Raw genomic sequence first — 15,419 nt, 5'->3', positions numbered from 1 at the left:
CCCAACGACTATGTGTACGTGATCGTCCAGCCGGTCGGCTGGCAGCCTCTGAGTGAGTTGATCGGCCGTCCGGAGCTGGCCGAGGATCCCGAGTGGGCGACTCCGCAGGCGCGGTTGCCGAAGCTGGCGAAGATGTTCCAGCTGATCGAGGAGTGGACGATCACTCTGCCCAAGTGGCAGGTGCTGGAGCTGCTGAACGCGCACGACATTCCCTGCGGGCCGATCCTGTCGACCAGGGAGATCATCGAGGACGCCTCACTCGCCGCGAACGACATGGTCGTGACCGTCGAGCATCCCGAACGCGGTGCCTACACCACCGTGGGCAACCCCCTCAAACTCTCCGACTCACCCACCCGCATCACCCCCTCACCCCTCCTCGGCCAACACAACGAGGACGTCTACGTCCATGAACTCGGCCTGACCCTGGACGAGTTGCCGCTGCTCAAGACGCAGGGGGTGATCTGATGTCGGTCACCGACCAGCTCGTGAAGTCCAACCGGGACTATGCCAACGGGTTCACCGACCCCGGCATGGATGCCCGCCCGGTACTCGGTGTGGCCGTCGTGGCGTGCATGGACGCCCGTCTCGACCTGCACGCCGCGCTCGGTCTGGAGCTCGGCGACTGCCACACCGTCCGCAACGCCGGCGGGGTGGTCACCGACGACGTGATCCGGTCCCTCGCCATCAGCCAGCGCAAGCTGGGCACCCGCAGCGTCGTCCTGATCCATCACACCGGCTGCGGTCTGGAGGCGATCACCGAGGACTTCCGCACCGAGCTGGAGATGGAGGTCGGCCAGCGCCCGGCCTGGGCGGTGGAGTCCTTCCGGGACGTCGACCAGGACGTACGGCAGTCCATGCAGCGCGTGCGCACCAACCCGTTCCTGTTGCACACCGACGACGTGCGCGGCTTCGTCTTCGACGTGAAGAAGGGGCGGCTACATGAGGTCGACCCTCCGCGCTGACCCCGTCACCGCGGCGATCTGCTCGCAGTAGAAGTCGGTCGTGTTCCGCGTGTGCCGGCGCATGAGGTCCTCGGCCAGGTCGGGGTCGCCGTCGGCGATGGCCTGGATGATCAGGGCGTGCTCGTTCCAGGCGTCCTGGCCGCGGGGCTTGGCGATCGGCATGTAGTACCAGCGGACGCGGCGGTCGACCTGTGGGATGAGCTCGGCGAGGACCGCGTTGCGGGACAGGAGCGTGATGTGGCCGTGGAGGTCGGCGTTGGCCTCCACGATCGCGCGGGCGTCCCCGGCCGCGAGGGCGGTGAGACCGGCCTGCTGGAGTTCCCGCAGCCGGGTGACGTCGCGCGCGGTGGCGTGCCGGGCGGCGTCCCGTGCCGAGCGGGTCTCCAACAGGGCTCGGACACTGAGTAGTTGGGCGCATTCCTCGGTCGTGGGGGAGTGTACGAAGGCCCCCTGCGAGGGGCGCAGGTCGACCCAGCCGGCGGTGTGGAGTCGTTGCAGCGCCTCGCGGATCGGCTGGCGGCTGACGCCGAGTTCCTCGGCGAGCTCGGCCTCGACGAGGTGCTGGCCGGGTTTGAGGGAGCCGTTGATGATCAGCTCGGTGAGGGCGTCGTAGACGGCCTGGCGGAGCGGTGCGGGTCGCGCGATGGGGCCGTGGGCTGTCACGGCGGGTGTGTCGGGCATGGGCCCTCTCTCCCTCGTGGAAGTGACAAGGAATTTCTCCGTCCCGACCTCTGGTGCCGAGACGCGGATGCAGAATACTGTATGCAATCATCGATCGACAGTAGTCCAACAGTGGTCCAACAGCCACTCCCGAGGGGGTCGCCCCGTGTCGTACCGCACCGCTCTCTCTGAAGTCCTGACCAGCGTCGTCGCCCCGGCCGCCGAACTGGCCGCCGTGCGGGGCCGGTTCCCCCGGGCCGCGGTGACGGCTCTCGGGCGGGCCCGGCTGCTGGGGCTCACCGTCTCCACGTCGTACGGCGGCGGGGGGCAGGGGCTGCCGGAGGCCGCCGAGGTGGTGGCCCGTACCGCGCGCGTCTGCCCAGCCGTGGCGGCCGTGCTCGGGTCCCACTACGCGGCGGTCGCCGTCATCGAGGCGTACGGCGGCTCGTGGGTGCGTACGGAGATCGCGGCCGGCCGCCATCTGAGCAGCCTCACCCTGGCGGAGACGGAGGCGCAGAGCGAGACGCAGGGGGAGGACGACCTGCTCGCGCCGCACTCCAGTGCCGTGCGGTCCGGTGACGTCGTCGCGCTGCGGGGCCGCAAGCACCGGGTGGTGGCGGCCGGGGAGGCCGACAGCTATGTGTGGTCCTCGCGTCCGCTCGCCGCGTCCGACGGTCTCACGCTGTGGGGCGTTCCGGCGCACGCCCCGGACCTGTTCGTGCCGGCCAGGCCCCAAGGTGCGGGGCCGTACGGCAGCGGGACGTCCACGGTGTTCGCCGACCCCGTCCTCGTCCCCGCCGACGCGATGCTCGGCGCGGACGGGGCCGGGCTCGACATCGTGCGGCGTACGGCCCTGCCGTGGCTGCGCGAGCTAGGGGCCGCGTGGAGTACGGGAGTTGGGGCTTCGCAGGGCGTCGGCGTCACGACTCCCCGGGCCGCCGTCTCCTTGGCCTCGTCCTGAACTCGTTCAGAAAGGCGGCGAGTCGTGTCAGCCCCGCTCCGCCTTGGCGGCGAACTGCTTGCGGTAGAAGTCGGCCGTGCGTTCGGCGTGCTTGCGCATCACCTCGCCCGCTCGGTCCGCGTCTCCCTTGGCGACGGCCTTGATGAGCTGACTGTGCTCGTTCCAGGCTTCCTTGCCGCGGGGCTTGGCGATGGGGGTGTAGTACCAGCGCACCTTCTGGCCCACCTGACCGAGCATTTCGGCGAGCACGTCGTTGGCGGCCACCGAGGTGATGAAGGAGTGCAGGGCCGTGTTGGCGGCGACCAGCCGCTCGACGTCACCCGCGGCGAGCGCGTCGACGCCCTCCTGGTGGAGTTCCCAGAGGCGCTCGACGTCCTCGGGCTTCGCGTTCCGGGCGGCGAGTTGTGCCGAATAGGTCTCCAGGACCGCGCGGACGCCGAGGAGTTGGGCTGCCTCCTCCTCGGTGGGGGAGTGCACGAAGGCGCCCTGGGCGGGTCGCAGGTCGACCCAGCCGTCGGTCTGGAGCCGCTGGAGGGCCTCGCGCACCGGCTGGCGGCTGACCCCGAGGTGCTCGGCGAGCTCGGCCTCGACCAGGTGCTGGCCGGGCTTGAGGGAGCCGTTGACGATCAGCTCGGTCAGGGCGTCGTACACGGCCTGGCGCAGTGGTGCCGGGCGGGTGACGCGCCGGGTGGCAGCAGCCGTGAGTGCCTCGCGCATGGTCGTCCTGTTCTGCCGTCGAGAGGATCGGCCGCCGGAGTGGGCGACGGCAGGTGCAGGATACAGGTTTTGGTATGCAACATGGCGTGGCCTGTAGACCAACGATCGGGTCGCCTGCCGCGAGCCCCGGCCTTCTGTGACTGTCGTCTGTATACAGAAGCCTGTATGAGGTATTGTCTCAGTCTCCTGCCCTCGCCGGGGACCCGTGTCACGGAAGGCGAAGCGATCATGACGACCAGCGGGAGTGATGTGACGGTCGAGAGCGTGGTCCGGAGGGTGGTGGCCGACCACCGGAGTCAGCGCGGCGCGCTGCTGCCCGTACTGCACGCCGTACAGGCCGAGTTGGGGCATGTGCCACAGGAGGCGATCCCGGTCCTGGCCGACGAACTCAACCTCTCCCGGGCGGACGTCCACGGCGTGGTGACCTTCTACCACGACTTCCGTCGTGAGCCCGCCGGCCGTACCACGGTCCGCATCTGCCGCGCCGAGGCCTGCCAGGCACTGGGCGCCGACGGTCTGGTGAGCTACGCGCGCGAGGCCGGACTGACCCTCGGCGAGACCACGGCGGACGGCTCGGTCACCGTCGAGCAGGTCTTCTGTCTGGGCAACTGCGCACTGGGGCCGTCCGTGGAGGCGAACGGACGCCTGTACGGACGGGTGGGCCCGGCCCGCCTGGGCTCGATCCTCAACGGGACGGTGTGATGATGAGCGACGCTTCCCACTCCGCGGCCGTGGTCTACGTCCCCCGCGACTCGGCGGCCCGCTCCGTCGGCGCGGACGAGGTCGCCGCCGCCCTTCAACGCGCCGCAGCACGCGGCGACTTCGCGATCGACGTCGTACGCAACGGATCGCGCGGCTTGCTCTGGCTGGAGCCGATGATCGAGGTGGTCACCCCGCGGGGCCGCGTCGGCTACGGCCCGGTGGCCCCCGAGGATGTCGACGGACTCCTCGCCGCCGGCCTGCTCGACGGCGCGGACCACCCGCTGCGGCTCGGCCCTGTCGACGCACTCCCCTGGCTGGCGCGGCAGACCAGGGTCACCTTCGCCCGGGTCGGCATCACCGACCCGCTCTCCCCGACCGACTACGTCGAACACGGCGGCCTCAAAGGGCTCCGCGCCGCCCTCGACATGGCCCCCGCCGACGTCGTCGCCGCCGTCACCGAGTCGGGCCTGCGCGGTCGCGGTGGCGCCGGGTTCCCGGCCGGCATCAAGTGGAAGACGGTCCTGGACTGCGCCGACGAGCTGAAGTTCGTCTGCTGCAACGCCGACGAGGGCGACAGCGGGACCTTCGCCGACCGCATGGTCATGGAGGGCGACCCGTTCCTGTTGATCGAGGGCATGACCATCGCCGCCCACGCCGTCGGCGCGAGCGAGGGCTACCTCTACATCCGCTCCGAGTATCCGGACGCCATCGCCACGATGCGCGAGGCCATCGAAATCGCCCGTGATCAGGGCTGGTTGGGCCGGCGCGTCCTCGGCTCGACGCTCGACTTCGACCTGCACGTACGCGTCGGCGCCGGCGCGTACATCTGCGGCGAGGAGACCTCCATGCTGGAGAGCCTGGAGGGCAAGCGCGGCATGGTCCGGGCGAAGCCGCCGATCCCGGCGATCGAGGGCCTGTTCGGCAAGCCGACCGTGGTGAACAACGTCCTGACCCTCACCACCGTCCCCGTCGTCCTCGCCGACGGGCCCCAGGCCTACCAGGACCTCGGTGTCGGGCGCTCCCGCGGCACCCAGGTCTTCCAGCTCGGCGGCAACATCGCGCGCGGCGGCATCGTGGAGACCGCGTTCGGCATCACGCTGCGCGAGCTGATCGAGGACTACGGCGGCGGCACCCGCACCGGACGCCCGGTACGGACCGTCCAGGTCGGCGGGCCGCTCGGCGCCTATCTGCCGGAGTCACAGTTCGACCTGCCCATGGACTACGAGGCGTTCGCCGAGGCCGGCGCGATGCTCGGGCACGGCGGCGTCGTCGTCTTCGACGACACCGTGGACATGGCGGCGCAGGCCCGCTTCGCGATGGAGTTCTGCGCGGAGGAGTCCTGCGGCAAGTGCACCCCCTGCCGGGTCGGGGCCGTACGCGGCGTCGAGGTGATCGACAAGATCGTCGCCGGTACGCACCGCGACGAGAACCTCGCCCTCCTCGAAGACCTGTGCGACCTGATGACCGACGGCTCACTGTGCGCCATGGGCGGGCTGACCCCGATGCCCGTGCGCAGTGCCCTCACCCACTTCCCCGACGACTTCCTCGGCGGCCGTCGACTCCTGGAGATCCAACCCGTGAACACGACTGGCGTGAGGACGGAGGGCACGGCATGAGCCTTCTCAAGGAACCCGACTACGGAACACCCCGACAGCCCGGCCCGGCAACGGTGTCGGTGGAGATCGACGGCCTGCCGGTGACCGTCCCCGAGGGCACCTCGGTGATGCGCGCCGCGGCCGAAGCCGGCGTCGACATACCCAAGTTGTGCGCCACCGACAGCCTGGACGCCTTCGGCTCCTGCCGTCTGTGCGTGGTCGAGATCGACGGCCGCCGCGGCACCCCGGCCTCCTGCACCACCCCCTGTTCCGACGGCATGAAGGTGAGCACCCAGACGCCGAAGGTGGAGAAGCTCCGCCAGGGCGTCATGGAGCTCTACATCTCCGACCACCCGCTCGACTGCCTCACCTGCCCCGCCAACGGCGACTGCGAACTCCAGGACATGGCAGGCGTGGTGGGCCTCCGGCAGGTCCGCTACGGCTACGAGGGGGAGAACCACCTCGACGCCGAGAAGGACACCTCCAACCCCTACTTCGACTTCGACCCGTCGAAGTGCATCGCCTGCTCCCGCTGTGTCCGCGCCTGCGGTGAGGTCCAGGGCACGTTCGCGCTGACCATCGAGGGACGCGGCTTCGACTCCAAGGTCTCGCCGGGCGCGGGAGAGTCCTTCATGGACTCCGAGTGCGTCTCCTGCGGCGCCTGCGTGCAGGCCTGCCCGACGTCCACCCTCCAGGAACGCTCGGTCGTCGAACTCGGTATGCCCACCAGGTCCGTTGTCACCACCTGCGCCTACTGCGGTGTCGGCTGCTCCTTCAAGGCCGAGCTGCGCGGCGACGAACTCGTGCGCATGGTCCCGTACAAGGACGGCGGCGCCAACGAGGGCCACTCCTGTGTGAAGGGCCGCTTCGCCTTCGGCTACGCCACCCACCCCGACCGCAAGCTCAAGCCCATGGTCCGTGACCGCATCACCGACCCGTGGCGCGAGGTCGAGTGGGACGAGGCGATCGGCACCGTCGCCCGCCGCATGCGCGAGATCCAGGGCCGGCACGGCTCGGGCGCGGTCGGCGCCATCACCTCCTCCCGCTGCACCAACGAAGAGGTGTACGTCGTCCAGAAGATGGTCCGCGCCGCCTTCGGCAACAACAACGTCGACACCTGCGCCCGCGTCTGCCACTCCCCGACGGGATACGGCCTCAAGCAGACCTTCGGCGAGTCCGCGGGCACCCAGGACTTCCGCTCGGTGGCGCAGGCCGACGTCATCATGGTCATCGGCGCCAACCCGACCGACGGGCACCCGGTGTTCGCCTCCCGCATGAAGCGCCGGCTGCGCGAGGGCGCCAAGCTCATCGTGGTCGACCCGCGCCGCATCGACCTGGTCCGCTCCCCGCACATCGAGGCCGAGCACCACCTCCAGCTGCGGCCCAGCACCAACGTCGCCGTGGTCAACGCCATGGCCCATGTCGTCGTCGCCGAGGGTCTGGTGGACCGGGACTTCGTGGCCGCCCGCTGTGAAGGCTTCGACGACTGGGCCGAGTTCGTCGCCCGTCCCGAGAACAGCCCCGAGGCGGTCGAGGAGATCACCGGCGTACCGGCCGCCGAACTCCGGGCCGCCGCAAGGCTGTACGCCACCGCGCCCAACGGCGCCATCTACTACGGCCTCGGTGTCACCGAGCACAGCCAGGGCTCGACCATGGTCATGGGGATGGCCAACCTGGCGATGGCCTGCGGCAACATCGGCCGCGACGGCGTCGGAGTGAACCCGCTGCGGGGTCAGAACAACGTCCAGGGATCCTGTGACATGGGCTCCTTCCCGCACGAACTTCCCGGCTACCGCCATGTCTCGGACGACGCGGTGCGCACGGTCTTCGAGAACCTCTGGGGCGGAACCCTCCTCGCCGAGCCGGGACTTCGCATCCCCAACATGTTCGACGCGGCCATCGACGGCACCTTCCGCGGGCTGTTCGTGCACGGCGAGGACATCGCGCAGTCCGACCCCAACCTGAAGCACGTCACCGCCGCCCTGGAGGCGATGGAACTCGTCGTCGTCCAGGACCTGTTCCTCAACGAGACGGCCAAGTTCGCGCACGTCTTCCTGCCCGGCGCCTCGTTCCTGGAGAAGGACGGCACCTTCACGAACGCCGAACGCCGTATCAACCGCGTGCGCGCGGTGATGAAGCCCAAGACGGGCAAGCACGAGTGGCAGATCGTGAGTGAGATCGCCACCGCCATGGGCTATCCGATGGCGTACGACCACCCGGGCCAGATCATGGACGAGATCGCCGCCGTCACCCCGACGTTCACCGGTGTCTCCTTCGAACTGCTCGACAAGCTGGGCAGCGTCCAGTGGCCGTGCAACGAGGAGTCCCCGGAGGGCACGCCCATCATGCACGTGGACGAATTCGTGCGCGGCAAGGGCAGGTTCGTGGTCACCTCGTACGTGCCGACCAACGAACGCAGCACCCGGCGCTTCCCGTTGGTCCTGACGACAGGCCGCATCCTCAGCCAGTACAACGTCGGCGCGCAGACCCGCCGTACCGGCAATGTCGCCTGGCACCCCGAGGACATCCTGGAACTGCATCCGCATGACGCGGAGGACCGCGGCATCAAGAACGGTGACATGGTCACCCTGGCCAGCCGGGTCGGCCGGACCACCCTGCGCGCGGAGATCTCCGACCGGATGCCGACCGGGGTCGTCTACACGACCTTCCACCACCCGGTCACCGGCGCGAACGTCGTGACCACCGAGAACTCCGACTGGGCGACCAACTGCCCGGAGTACAAGGTGACCGCCGTGCAGGTGGGCCTCGCGACGGCGGGGGCCTGAGATGACAGCGACCGTGCCGTCCGAGCAGCGGATGGCCAACGACATCGCCAGGAACCTGAGGCACCTGCCGCCGGAGCGGGCCGCCGAGGAGATCGCGGGGCACATCGGCCGGTTCTGGGACCCGCGGATGCGCGCCCGGCTGCACGCGTACGCCGACGCCGGTGCGGAGGGCCTTGACCCCTTGGTGGTCGCCGCGGTGAAGCTGCTGCGCTGAGCGCGTGCCCGCGGCCTCGTCCCCGGCGTGCCCGGGGCCTGTACACGCCGAACGGATACTGCATACAGTATCTGCGTCGACCGTCTACAGCCCCCGGGCCCGCCCGGCGAGAGAGGAGTCGTTCATGCTGTTCCGGCAGCTTGAGTACTTCGTGGCGGTGGCGAGGGAACGGCACTTCGCCCGGGCGGCCGAGTCCTGCTTCGTGTCGCAGCCGGCGCTCTCGGCGGCGATCGCCAAGCTGGAGCGGGAGCTCAACGTCACGCTGATCAACCGCGGCCACACCTACCAGGGCCTCACCCCGGAGGGCGAGCGTCTCGTCGTATGGGCCAAGCGGATCCTCGCCGAGCAGGACGCCTTCAAGGCAGAGGTCGCCGCCGTGCAGTCCGGCATCACGGGCACGCTGCGGCTCGGGACCGACCCCACGGCGTCCACCACCCTGGCACTGCCCGTCGCCGCGTTCTGCGCGGCCCACCCGCTGGCCAAGGTGCAGGTCCGCTCCCGGCTGTCGACGAAGGAACTCCACCGCCAGCTGAGGGACTTCGAACTCGACGTGGCCATCGCCCACTTCGACCCCGGCGACCAGGAGGGCCTCCAGGTCGTCCCCTTGTACCAGGAGCGGTACATGCTGCTGGTCTCCGACGACCAGCCCGTCGCCCAGTCCGCCACCGTCTCCTGGGCGGACGCGGCCCAGCTGCCGCTCGCGATGCTGACGCCCGACATGCGGATCCGGCAGATCGTCGACACCGTTTTCGCCGAGAAGGGGTTCGTGGTGACCCCGCAGATCGAGACGGACTCCATCGCCTCCCTCTACGCACACGTGGGCGGTGGCGGCTGGGCGAGCATCGTGCCGCACACCTGGCTGCGGGCGATGCCGGTCGTCGGCCGGACCCGCGCCCTGCCCCTCGTGGACCCGGCGGCCGGCGCCCAGGTCTCGGTGGCGATCCACGCGGGCACCCCCGGCTCGGTCGCCGCCCGCGCCTTCGTCAACGCGGCGACGGGCCTGGCCCTGGACGACGTCTTCGCCCGCCCCCTCCCGACCACCGACCCCCTCGTACGGGCCATCCCCTGACCTTCGCGGCGGTGACACCGCCGCCCGACCGTCACGGCGCGTACATCGCCTGCACGGCCTTCCGGTCCAGCCCTCCCTTGGCGGTGTACGGCAGCGCGGCGACCACCTCGACCCGGTCGGGCACCTCGAACGCGGCGAGCCGGTCCCGGCAGTACCGGAGTATCTCCGCGACCCCGACGTCACCGTCCCGCACCACCACGGCCGCACCCACCAACTGCCCGTACGTCCCGTCCGGTACGGCGAACACGGCCGCCTCCGCCACCCCCGGGCACCCGGCGAGGATGTCCTCGACATGCTCCGGCGCGATCTTCTCCCCGCCCCGGTTGATGAGGTTCTTGATCCGCCCGGTCAGCGACAGGTACCCGTCCTCGTCCAGCGTGCCGAGATCACCCGTACGCAGCCACCCGCCGACGAAGCTGTACGACGACTCGTCCGGATCGGCGAGATAGCCACGGGCGACCGTGGGGCCGTGCACCCACACCTCACCCTCCACGCCCGCGGGACAGGCGCGCCCCTCGCGGTCGACGACCCGCACCTCGACCCCGGTCGGCCGGCCGACGGACCCCTGCCGCAACTCGCCCCGCCCCGGCAGGGGTTCGCTGGTCGCCTGGTGGGAGGACTCGGTCATCCCGTACGCGGAGAGCAGGGGAGCGCCGAACGTCCGCTCCAACGCCCGCTGCGTCGCGGTGTTGAGCGGCGCGCTGCAACTGCGGACGAACTTCAGCGGCGGCGCCTGCGGTCCCGGGTACTCCTGCTCCGACCGGTCCAGCAGGATCTCGTGAATGGCCGGGACCGCGGTGAACCACGTGGCGGCAACGGCCCGCATGTCGTCCCAGAACGTCCCCGCCGAGAACCGCCCGCTCTCGGGCAACAGCACACAGCCGCCACTCGCCAGTGACGACAGCAGGGCCGCGAACAGGCCGTGCCCGTGGAAGAACGGCATCACCGCGACCGTCGCGTCGCCCGGACCCAACTCGTAGGTGGCGCAGATGTTCTGGACGGACGCCGTCACGTTCGCATGGGTGAGCGGGACCATCTTCGCGAGGGCGGTGGTCCCGGCGGTGAAGAGGACGAGGGCGTCATCACCCGACAACTCGGCCGAGGCACCTGGCACATGCGGCGCGTGCCCGGGGGTCAGGGCGACCGACGCGGACCCCGCTCGTGAGGCGTCCACATGCAGCGGCCAGACAGGAACGGGCAGCCGGACATCGGTCACCGGCGGCCCGGCAAGGACCGCTCTCGCCCCCAACGCCCCGATCCGTGCCGACAGTTGTGACATCGGCAGTGCCGGGTCGAGCGGCGCTACCACCAGCCCCGCCCGCGCCGCACCGAGCAACGCCACCACGAACTCGGCGGTGTTGGCGGACAGCACCCCGACCGCGTCGCCCCGCCCCAGCCCGGCCCCGGAGAGCCGGGCGGCCAGGTCGTCGGCCAGCCCGGCGAGTGCCCGGTAGGACAGATGCACCCGCCCGCCGCCGACGACGAGGGCCCGGGCGTAGGGACGTTCCCGGACCTGCCGGTCGAGGAGATCGACGAGCCCGGTGAGTGCCGGAGGCCGGTACCGGCCCGCGCCGCGCACGGATGCCGCGACCACAGCGGCCATGACCCCACCCCCTAGCGCCAGGTCCGACGGAACAGTCCTCTGCGAGCCTGCGGCGGCCCTTGCCGGGCGTCCAATACGCACTGCCGAACGGTCGATAACGGGCCTCTATCAAGGGAGTTGCGAGGCCCTTCGACGGCTCTCGATAGAAGTTGCTTATCGGCTGGTCGCCGATGGGTCTTGGACGGCGACGAACGCGCTGCGGATGGTGAGAGGAGTAGCCGCACCGGCAGGACCTGCCCAAGGAGGACCCCGGACCATGACCGCCCCCTCGACACAGGAGACCGCGGCAGCAGCCGACGTGCCGACCGAGCTCACCGACGGGTACCACCTGGTCGTCGACGCGCTCAAGATGAACGACGTCGACACCATCTACGGGGTCGTCGGCATCCCGATCACCGACCTCGCCCGTCTCGCCCAGGCCCAGGGCATCCGCTACATCGGCTTCCGGCACGAGAGCAACGCCGGACACGCGGCGGCCGCCGCCGGCTACCTCACCAAGAAGCCGGGCGTGGCCCTGACGGTGTCGGCGCCGGGCTTCCTCAACGGCCTGGTGGCCCTCGCGAACGCGACCACCAACTGCTTCCCGATGGTGCAGATCTCCGGCTCCAGCGAGCGCCACCTCGTCGACCTCAAGCAGGGTGACTACGAGGAGATGGACCAGCTCGCCGCCGCCCAGCCGTTCGTCAAGGCCGCCTACCGCGTGAGCCGCGTCGAGGACATCGGCCGCGGTATCGCCCGCGCCCTGCGCACCGCGATCTCCGGGCGCCCCGGCGGTGTCTATCTCGACATCCCCGCCGCGGTGCTCGGCGCCATCCTGCCGAAGGAGGAGGGCGACCGCACCCTGAGCCGACTCGTCGACCCCGCGCCGCGCCAGCTCCCCGCGCCGGAGGCCGTGGACCGCGCCATCGAGCTGCTGGCCTCCGCCGAGCGCCCGCTCGTCGTCCTCGGCAAGGGCGCGGCCTACGCCCAGGCCGACGACAAGGTACGGGAGTTCATCGAGTCGACAGGCATCCCGTACGTACCGATGTCGATGGCGAAGGGCCTGCTGCCCGACGACCACCCCCAGTCGGCCGCCACCGCCCGCTCACTGGCGCTGAAGAAGGCCGACGTCGTGATGCTGATCGGCGCCCGCCTCAACTGGCTCCTCGGCCACGGCCAGGCGGGCTGGAACCCGGACGCCAAGTTCGTCCAGATCGACATCGACCCCAAGGAGATGGACAGCAACCAGCCCATCGCCGCCCCGCTCGTCGGCGACATCGAGTCGGTGCTCGACGCCCTCGCCGAACGCACCAAGCCCGGCCAGATCCAGGCCCCTCCGGCCTGGCGCGAGGAGCTGGGGGCACGCTCCGCGCAGAACGTCGCCAAGATGGCCCAGCGCCTGGCCGCCGACCCGCACCCCATGCAGTTCATGGGCGCCCTGAAGGCCGTACGCGACGTCATCCACACCCGCCCGGAGACGTACCTCGTCAACGAGGGCGCCAACGCCCTGGACATCGCGCGCAACGTCATCGACATGCACGTACCGCGCCACCGCCTCGACAGCGGCACCTGGGGCGTCATGGGCATCGGCATGGGGTACGCCATCGCCGCCGCCGTCGAGAGCGGACAGCCGGTCGTGGCCGTCGAGGGCGACAGCGCCTTCGGGTTCAGCGGCATCGAGATCGAGACGATCTGCCGCTACCGACTCCCGGTCGTCACCGTGATCATGAACAACGGTGGCGTCTACCGCGGCGACGACACCAACCCGTACGACGACGCGCCCTCGCCGACCACGCTCATGTCGGCGGCCCGCCACGACCTCCTGATCGAGGCGTTCGGCGGCAAGGGCTACCGCGCCACCACCCCCGCCGAGGTCACCGCCGCCCTCACCGAGGCCCTCGCCTCCGGCGGCCCGGCGCTCATCGACTGCGTGATCGACCCCTCGGCCGGCACCGAGAGCGGCCACATCTCGCACCTCAACCCCAAGGGCATCACCGTCGGCAACATCACGCCGGCCAAGAAGTGACCGCCTGGACAACCGCCTACACCGCGTAACTTCACGAAAAGGAAGCAGACATGAGTGAAAAGCCGCTCGCCGGAATCAAGGTGATCGACTTCACCGGGGTCCAGGCCGGTCCCGCCTGCACACAGATGCTCGCCTGGTTCGGCGCCGACGTCCTCAAGGTCGAGCGCCCCAACGGCGGTGATGTGACACGTCGTCAGCTCAGGGACATCGAGGACCTCGACGCCCTCTACTTCACCATGCTCAACAGCAACAAGCGCTCCCTCGCCATCAACACCAAGACCACCGAGGGCAAGGAGGTCCTGGAGAAGCTCATCAAGGACGCCGACGTCCTGGTGGAGAACTTCGCCCCGGGCGCGCTGGACCGCATGGGCTTCACCTGGGAGCGCATCCAGGAACTCAACCCGCGCCTGATCTTCGGCTCGGTGAAGGGCTTCAACGACCAGTCGTCCTGGAACGACCTCAAGGTCTACGAGAACGTCGCCCAGTGCGCGGGTGGCGCCGCCTCCACCACCGGCTTCTGGGACGGCCCCCCGACCATCTCCGGCGCCGCCCTCGGCGACACCAACACCGGTATGCACCTGGCGATCGGGATCCTCACCGCCATCATCGACCGCAACAAGACCGGCAAGGGCCAGAAGGTCTCCGTCTCCATGCAGGACGCCGTCCTCAACCTCTGCCGCGTCAAGCTGCGCGACCAGCAGCGCCTGGAGCGGGTCGGCCACCTGGAGGAGTACCCGCAGTACCCGAACGGCGAGTTCACCGACGTCGTCCCGCGCGGCGGCAACGCGGGCGGCGGCGGTCAGCCCGGCTGGGTGCTCAAGTGCAAGGGCTGGGAGACCGACCCGAACGCGTACATCTACTTCACCGTCCAGGAGCAGAACTGGAAGCGCACCGCCGAGGTGATTGGCCACCCCGAGTGGGCCGAGGACCCGGAGTACGCCACCGCGCGCGCCCGCCAGTCGCACATCTTCGAGATCTTCGGTGAGATCGAGAAGTGGCTCGCGGACAAGACCAAGTACGAGGCGGTCAACATCCTGCGCGAATGGGAGGTGCCCTGCGCCCCCGTGATGAGCATGAAGGAGATCGCCTACGACGAGGACCTGCGCAGGAGCGGCACGGTCGTCGAGGTCGAGCAGAAGGAGCGCGGCACCTACCTCACCGTGGGCAGCCCGGTGAAGTTCTCCTCCTTCAAGCCCGACATCACCGGCGCCCCGCTGCTGGGCGAGCACAGCTCCGAGGTCCTGGTCGAACTCGGCTACGACGAGGAGACCATCGGCCGCCTGAAGGAGAGCGGCGTCATCGTGTAGGAACGGACAACAGAGTGGGGGCCGTTGCCCGAAAGGCAACGGCCCCCACTCTGTTGTCCGTCGGGCGATTCAGACGCTCGCCTCGGCCCGCCGCCGCATCAGCTCCCGTTCCCGCTCACGCCGTGCGGTCACGTCCCGGATGACCGCTCCGCAGTACATGTCACCGTCGCCGGCCGGGAGCATGACGACGCTGAACTCGATCGAGATCCGGCGCCCGTCCGCCGCGAGCGCCGGGACGTTCAGCAGGTCGGATTCCCCGTACTTGCTGGTCCCACGGTCCATGGCCTCCTGGAAACCGTCCCAGTGCCGCTTCCGGTGCTTCTCGGGGATGATGACGTCCAGACTCCGGCCGTCCACGTCGGCCGCCGAGAACCCGAAGATGCGCTCCGCGCCTTGGTTCCAGTAGCGGATGAGTCCTTCGCCGTCGATGATCACGATGCCGTCGGGCGCCTGGGCGGCCATTCCCAGGACCACCTCGGGGTTCAGCTCTTCCATGTCGCCTCCGTGCAGGGGCAGTTGGGTGCACAAAGTATACGGCCGATCGTATACAGAATCCATATCCGGAATCCATTGATACGCCATCAACCCGACCACGACTGAGGCGGGACCCTTGCGGCGCAGGGGGCGCTCCCCGCCGCTCAGGGTCCCGCCGCCGTGTCGCGGGGGGCCGGTCAGCCCTGGGTGGCCGCTGCCCTGAGGGCTGTGCGGTCCGCTCCCGCGAGCACGTTCATGGGGGTGCCCGACTGGTGGGCGAGGAGGTCGCTGAGGGCGTGGATGGTGGTGAGGGTGGGGACGGGGGTGTGGGTGAGGGTGGCGAGTTCGATGACGGCGGTGAGGA

At 70.0% G+C, this 15,419-nt stretch carries 14 protein-coding genes; 10 read left to right on the top strand and 4 right to left on the bottom strand.

Features of this window, described 5'->3' with window-relative positions:
• Both ACIHIX_RS47645 and ACIHIX_RS47640 read left to right on the top strand, forming a co-directional pair.
• Positions 1-465 (top strand): CoA transferase (locus tag ACIHIX_RS47645; RefSeq protein WP_399966941.1); only part of this gene is annotated, 465 nt, incomplete at its 5' end.
• Positions 465-962 (top strand): beta-class carbonic anhydrase, encoded by a 498-nt coding sequence (locus tag ACIHIX_RS47640; RefSeq protein ID WP_399966940.1) that lies wholly within the window; start codon positions 465-467, stop codon positions 960-962. The genes ACIHIX_RS47645 and ACIHIX_RS47640, both read left to right, overlap by 1 nt.
• Here ACIHIX_RS47640 and ACIHIX_RS47635 read toward each other — a convergent pair.
• Positions 936-1,643, bottom strand: a complete 708-nt coding sequence (locus tag ACIHIX_RS47635; protein WP_399966939.1) for a GntR family transcriptional regulator — start codon at positions 1,641-1,643, stop codon at positions 936-938. The two genes, ACIHIX_RS47640 and ACIHIX_RS47635, sit on opposite strands and share 27 nt — an antisense overlap.
• 145 nt (positions 1,644-1,788) lie before the next feature.
• Here ACIHIX_RS47635 and ACIHIX_RS47630 point away from each other — a divergent pair, with 145 nt between their 5' ends.
• On the top strand, positions 1,789-2,583 hold the full coding sequence (locus ACIHIX_RS47630) for an acyl-CoA dehydrogenase family protein (RefSeq protein ID WP_399966938.1): 795 nt from the start codon (positions 1,789-1,791) through the stop codon (positions 2,581-2,583).
• 27 nt (positions 2,584-2,610) lie between these two features.
• Here the strand turns inward: ACIHIX_RS47630 and ACIHIX_RS47625 are convergent, their stop codons facing one another.
• Positions 2,611-3,300, bottom strand: coding sequence for a GntR family transcriptional regulator (locus ACIHIX_RS47625; protein WP_399966937.1), 690 nt, complete (start codon positions 3,298-3,300; stop codon positions 2,611-2,613).
• 228 nt (positions 3,301-3,528) lie between these two features.
• On the opposite strand from ACIHIX_RS47625, the gene ACIHIX_RS47620 reads away from it, so the two are divergent.
• The 5 genes from ACIHIX_RS47620 to ACIHIX_RS47600 all read left to right on the top strand — a co-directional run bounded on the left by ACIHIX_RS47620 (position 3,529) and on the right by ACIHIX_RS47600 (position 9,666).
• A complete protein-coding gene (locus ACIHIX_RS47620; RefSeq protein WP_399966936.1) occupies positions 3,529-4,002 on the top strand; it encodes a formate dehydrogenase subunit gamma in 474 nt (157 codons plus the stop codon).
• A gap of 2 nt (positions 4,003-4,004) precedes the next feature.
• The gene (locus tag ACIHIX_RS47615; protein ID WP_399966935.1) at positions 4,005-5,618 is read left to right on the top strand and encodes a formate dehydrogenase beta subunit; all 1,614 of its coding nucleotides are present in this window, start codon (positions 4,005-4,007) and stop codon (positions 5,616-5,618) included.
• On the top strand, positions 5,615-8,383 hold the full coding sequence (gene fdhF, locus ACIHIX_RS47610) for a formate dehydrogenase subunit alpha (RefSeq protein ID WP_399966934.1): 2,769 nt from the start codon (positions 5,615-5,617) through the stop codon (positions 8,381-8,383). The genes ACIHIX_RS47615 and fdhF overlap by 4 nt, the downstream gene beginning before the upstream one ends.
• A 1-nt stretch (position 8,384) precedes the next feature.
• Positions 8,385-8,597 carry a formate dehydrogenase subunit delta gene (locus ACIHIX_RS47605; protein ID WP_399966933.1) on the top strand — a complete coding sequence of 71 codons (213 nt, stop codon included), beginning with the start codon at positions 8,385-8,387 and terminating at the stop codon, positions 8,595-8,597.
• Positions 8,598-8,721: 124 nt separating this feature from the next.
• Positions 8,722-9,666, top strand: coding sequence for a LysR family transcriptional regulator (locus tag ACIHIX_RS47600; RefSeq protein WP_399966932.1), 945 nt, complete (start codon positions 8,722-8,724; stop codon positions 9,664-9,666).
• Positions 9,667-9,697: 31 nt separating this feature from the next.
• Here the strand turns inward: ACIHIX_RS47600 and ACIHIX_RS47595 are convergent, their stop codons facing one another.
• The gene (locus tag ACIHIX_RS47595; RefSeq protein WP_399966931.1) at positions 9,698-11,269 is read right to left on the bottom strand and encodes a FadD7 family fatty acid--CoA ligase; all 1,572 of its coding nucleotides are present in this window, start codon (positions 11,267-11,269) and stop codon (positions 9,698-9,700) included.
• 256 nt (positions 11,270-11,525) lie between these two features.
• Here ACIHIX_RS47595 and oxc point away from each other — a divergent pair, with 256 nt between their 5' ends.
• On the top strand, positions 11,526-13,274 hold the full coding sequence (gene oxc, locus ACIHIX_RS47590) for an oxalyl-CoA decarboxylase (RefSeq protein ID WP_399966930.1): 1,749 nt from the start codon (positions 11,526-11,528) through the stop codon (positions 13,272-13,274).
• 50 nt (positions 13,275-13,324) lie between these two features.
• The gene (gene frc, locus ACIHIX_RS47585) at positions 13,325-14,581 is read left to right on the top strand and encodes a formyl-CoA transferase (protein ID WP_399966929.1); all 1,257 of its coding nucleotides are present in this window, start codon (positions 13,325-13,327) and stop codon (positions 14,579-14,581) included.
• Positions 14,582-14,650: 69 nt separating this feature from the next.
• Here frc and ACIHIX_RS47580 read toward each other — a convergent pair whose 3' ends face one another.
• On the bottom strand, positions 14,651-15,076 hold the full coding sequence (locus tag ACIHIX_RS47580) for a PAS domain S-box protein (RefSeq protein ID WP_399966928.1): 426 nt from the start codon (positions 15,074-15,076) through the stop codon (positions 14,651-14,653).
• Between the last annotated feature and the right edge of the window lie 343 nt (positions 15,077-15,419).

The sequence above is a fragment of the Streptomyces sp. NPDC051913 genome, assembly GCF_044593635.1.
Classification (GTDB): domain Bacteria; phylum Actinomycetota; class Actinomycetes; order Streptomycetales; family Streptomycetaceae; genus Streptomyces.
This window is presented reverse-complemented; position numbering and strand designations above follow the sequence as displayed.

Coding starts and splice junctions, on each gene's coding strand:
- ACIHIX_RS47605 (WP_399966933.1), top strand. CDS start 8,385: ATGACAGCGACCGTGCCGTCCGAGCAGCGGATGGCCAACGACATCGCC.
- oxc (WP_399966930.1), top strand. CDS start 11,526: ATGACCGCCCCCTCGACACAGGAGACCGCGGCAGCAGCCGACGTGCCG.
- ACIHIX_RS47620 (WP_399966936.1), top strand. CDS start 3,529: ATGACGACCAGCGGGAGTGATGTGACGGTCGAGAGCGTGGTCCGGAGG.
- ACIHIX_RS47615 (WP_399966935.1), top strand. CDS start 4,005: ATGAGCGACGCTTCCCACTCCGCGGCCGTGGTCTACGTCCCCCGCGAC.
- ACIHIX_RS47600 (WP_399966932.1), top strand. CDS start 8,722: ATGCTGTTCCGGCAGCTTGAGTACTTCGTGGCGGTGGCGAGGGAACGG.
- ACIHIX_RS47635 (WP_399966939.1), bottom strand. CDS start 1,643: ATGCCCGACACACCCGCCGTGACAGCCCACGGCCCCATCGCGCGACCC.
- fdhF (WP_399966934.1), top strand. CDS start 5,615: ATGAGCCTTCTCAAGGAACCCGACTACGGAACACCCCGACAGCCCGGC.
- frc (WP_399966929.1), top strand. CDS start 13,325: ATGAGTGAAAAGCCGCTCGCCGGAATCAAGGTGATCGACTTCACCGGG.
- ACIHIX_RS47640 (WP_399966940.1), top strand. CDS start 465: ATGTCGGTCACCGACCAGCTCGTGAAGTCCAACCGGGACTATGCCAAC.
- ACIHIX_RS47595 (WP_399966931.1), bottom strand. CDS start 11,269: ATGGCCGCTGTGGTCGCGGCATCCGTGCGCGGCGCGGGCCGGTACCGG.
- ACIHIX_RS47625 (WP_399966937.1), bottom strand. CDS start 3,300: ATGCGCGAGGCACTCACGGCTGCTGCCACCCGGCGCGTCACCCGCCCG.
- ACIHIX_RS47580 (WP_399966928.1), bottom strand. CDS start 15,076: ATGGAAGAGCTGAACCCCGAGGTGGTCCTGGGAATGGCCGCCCAGGCG.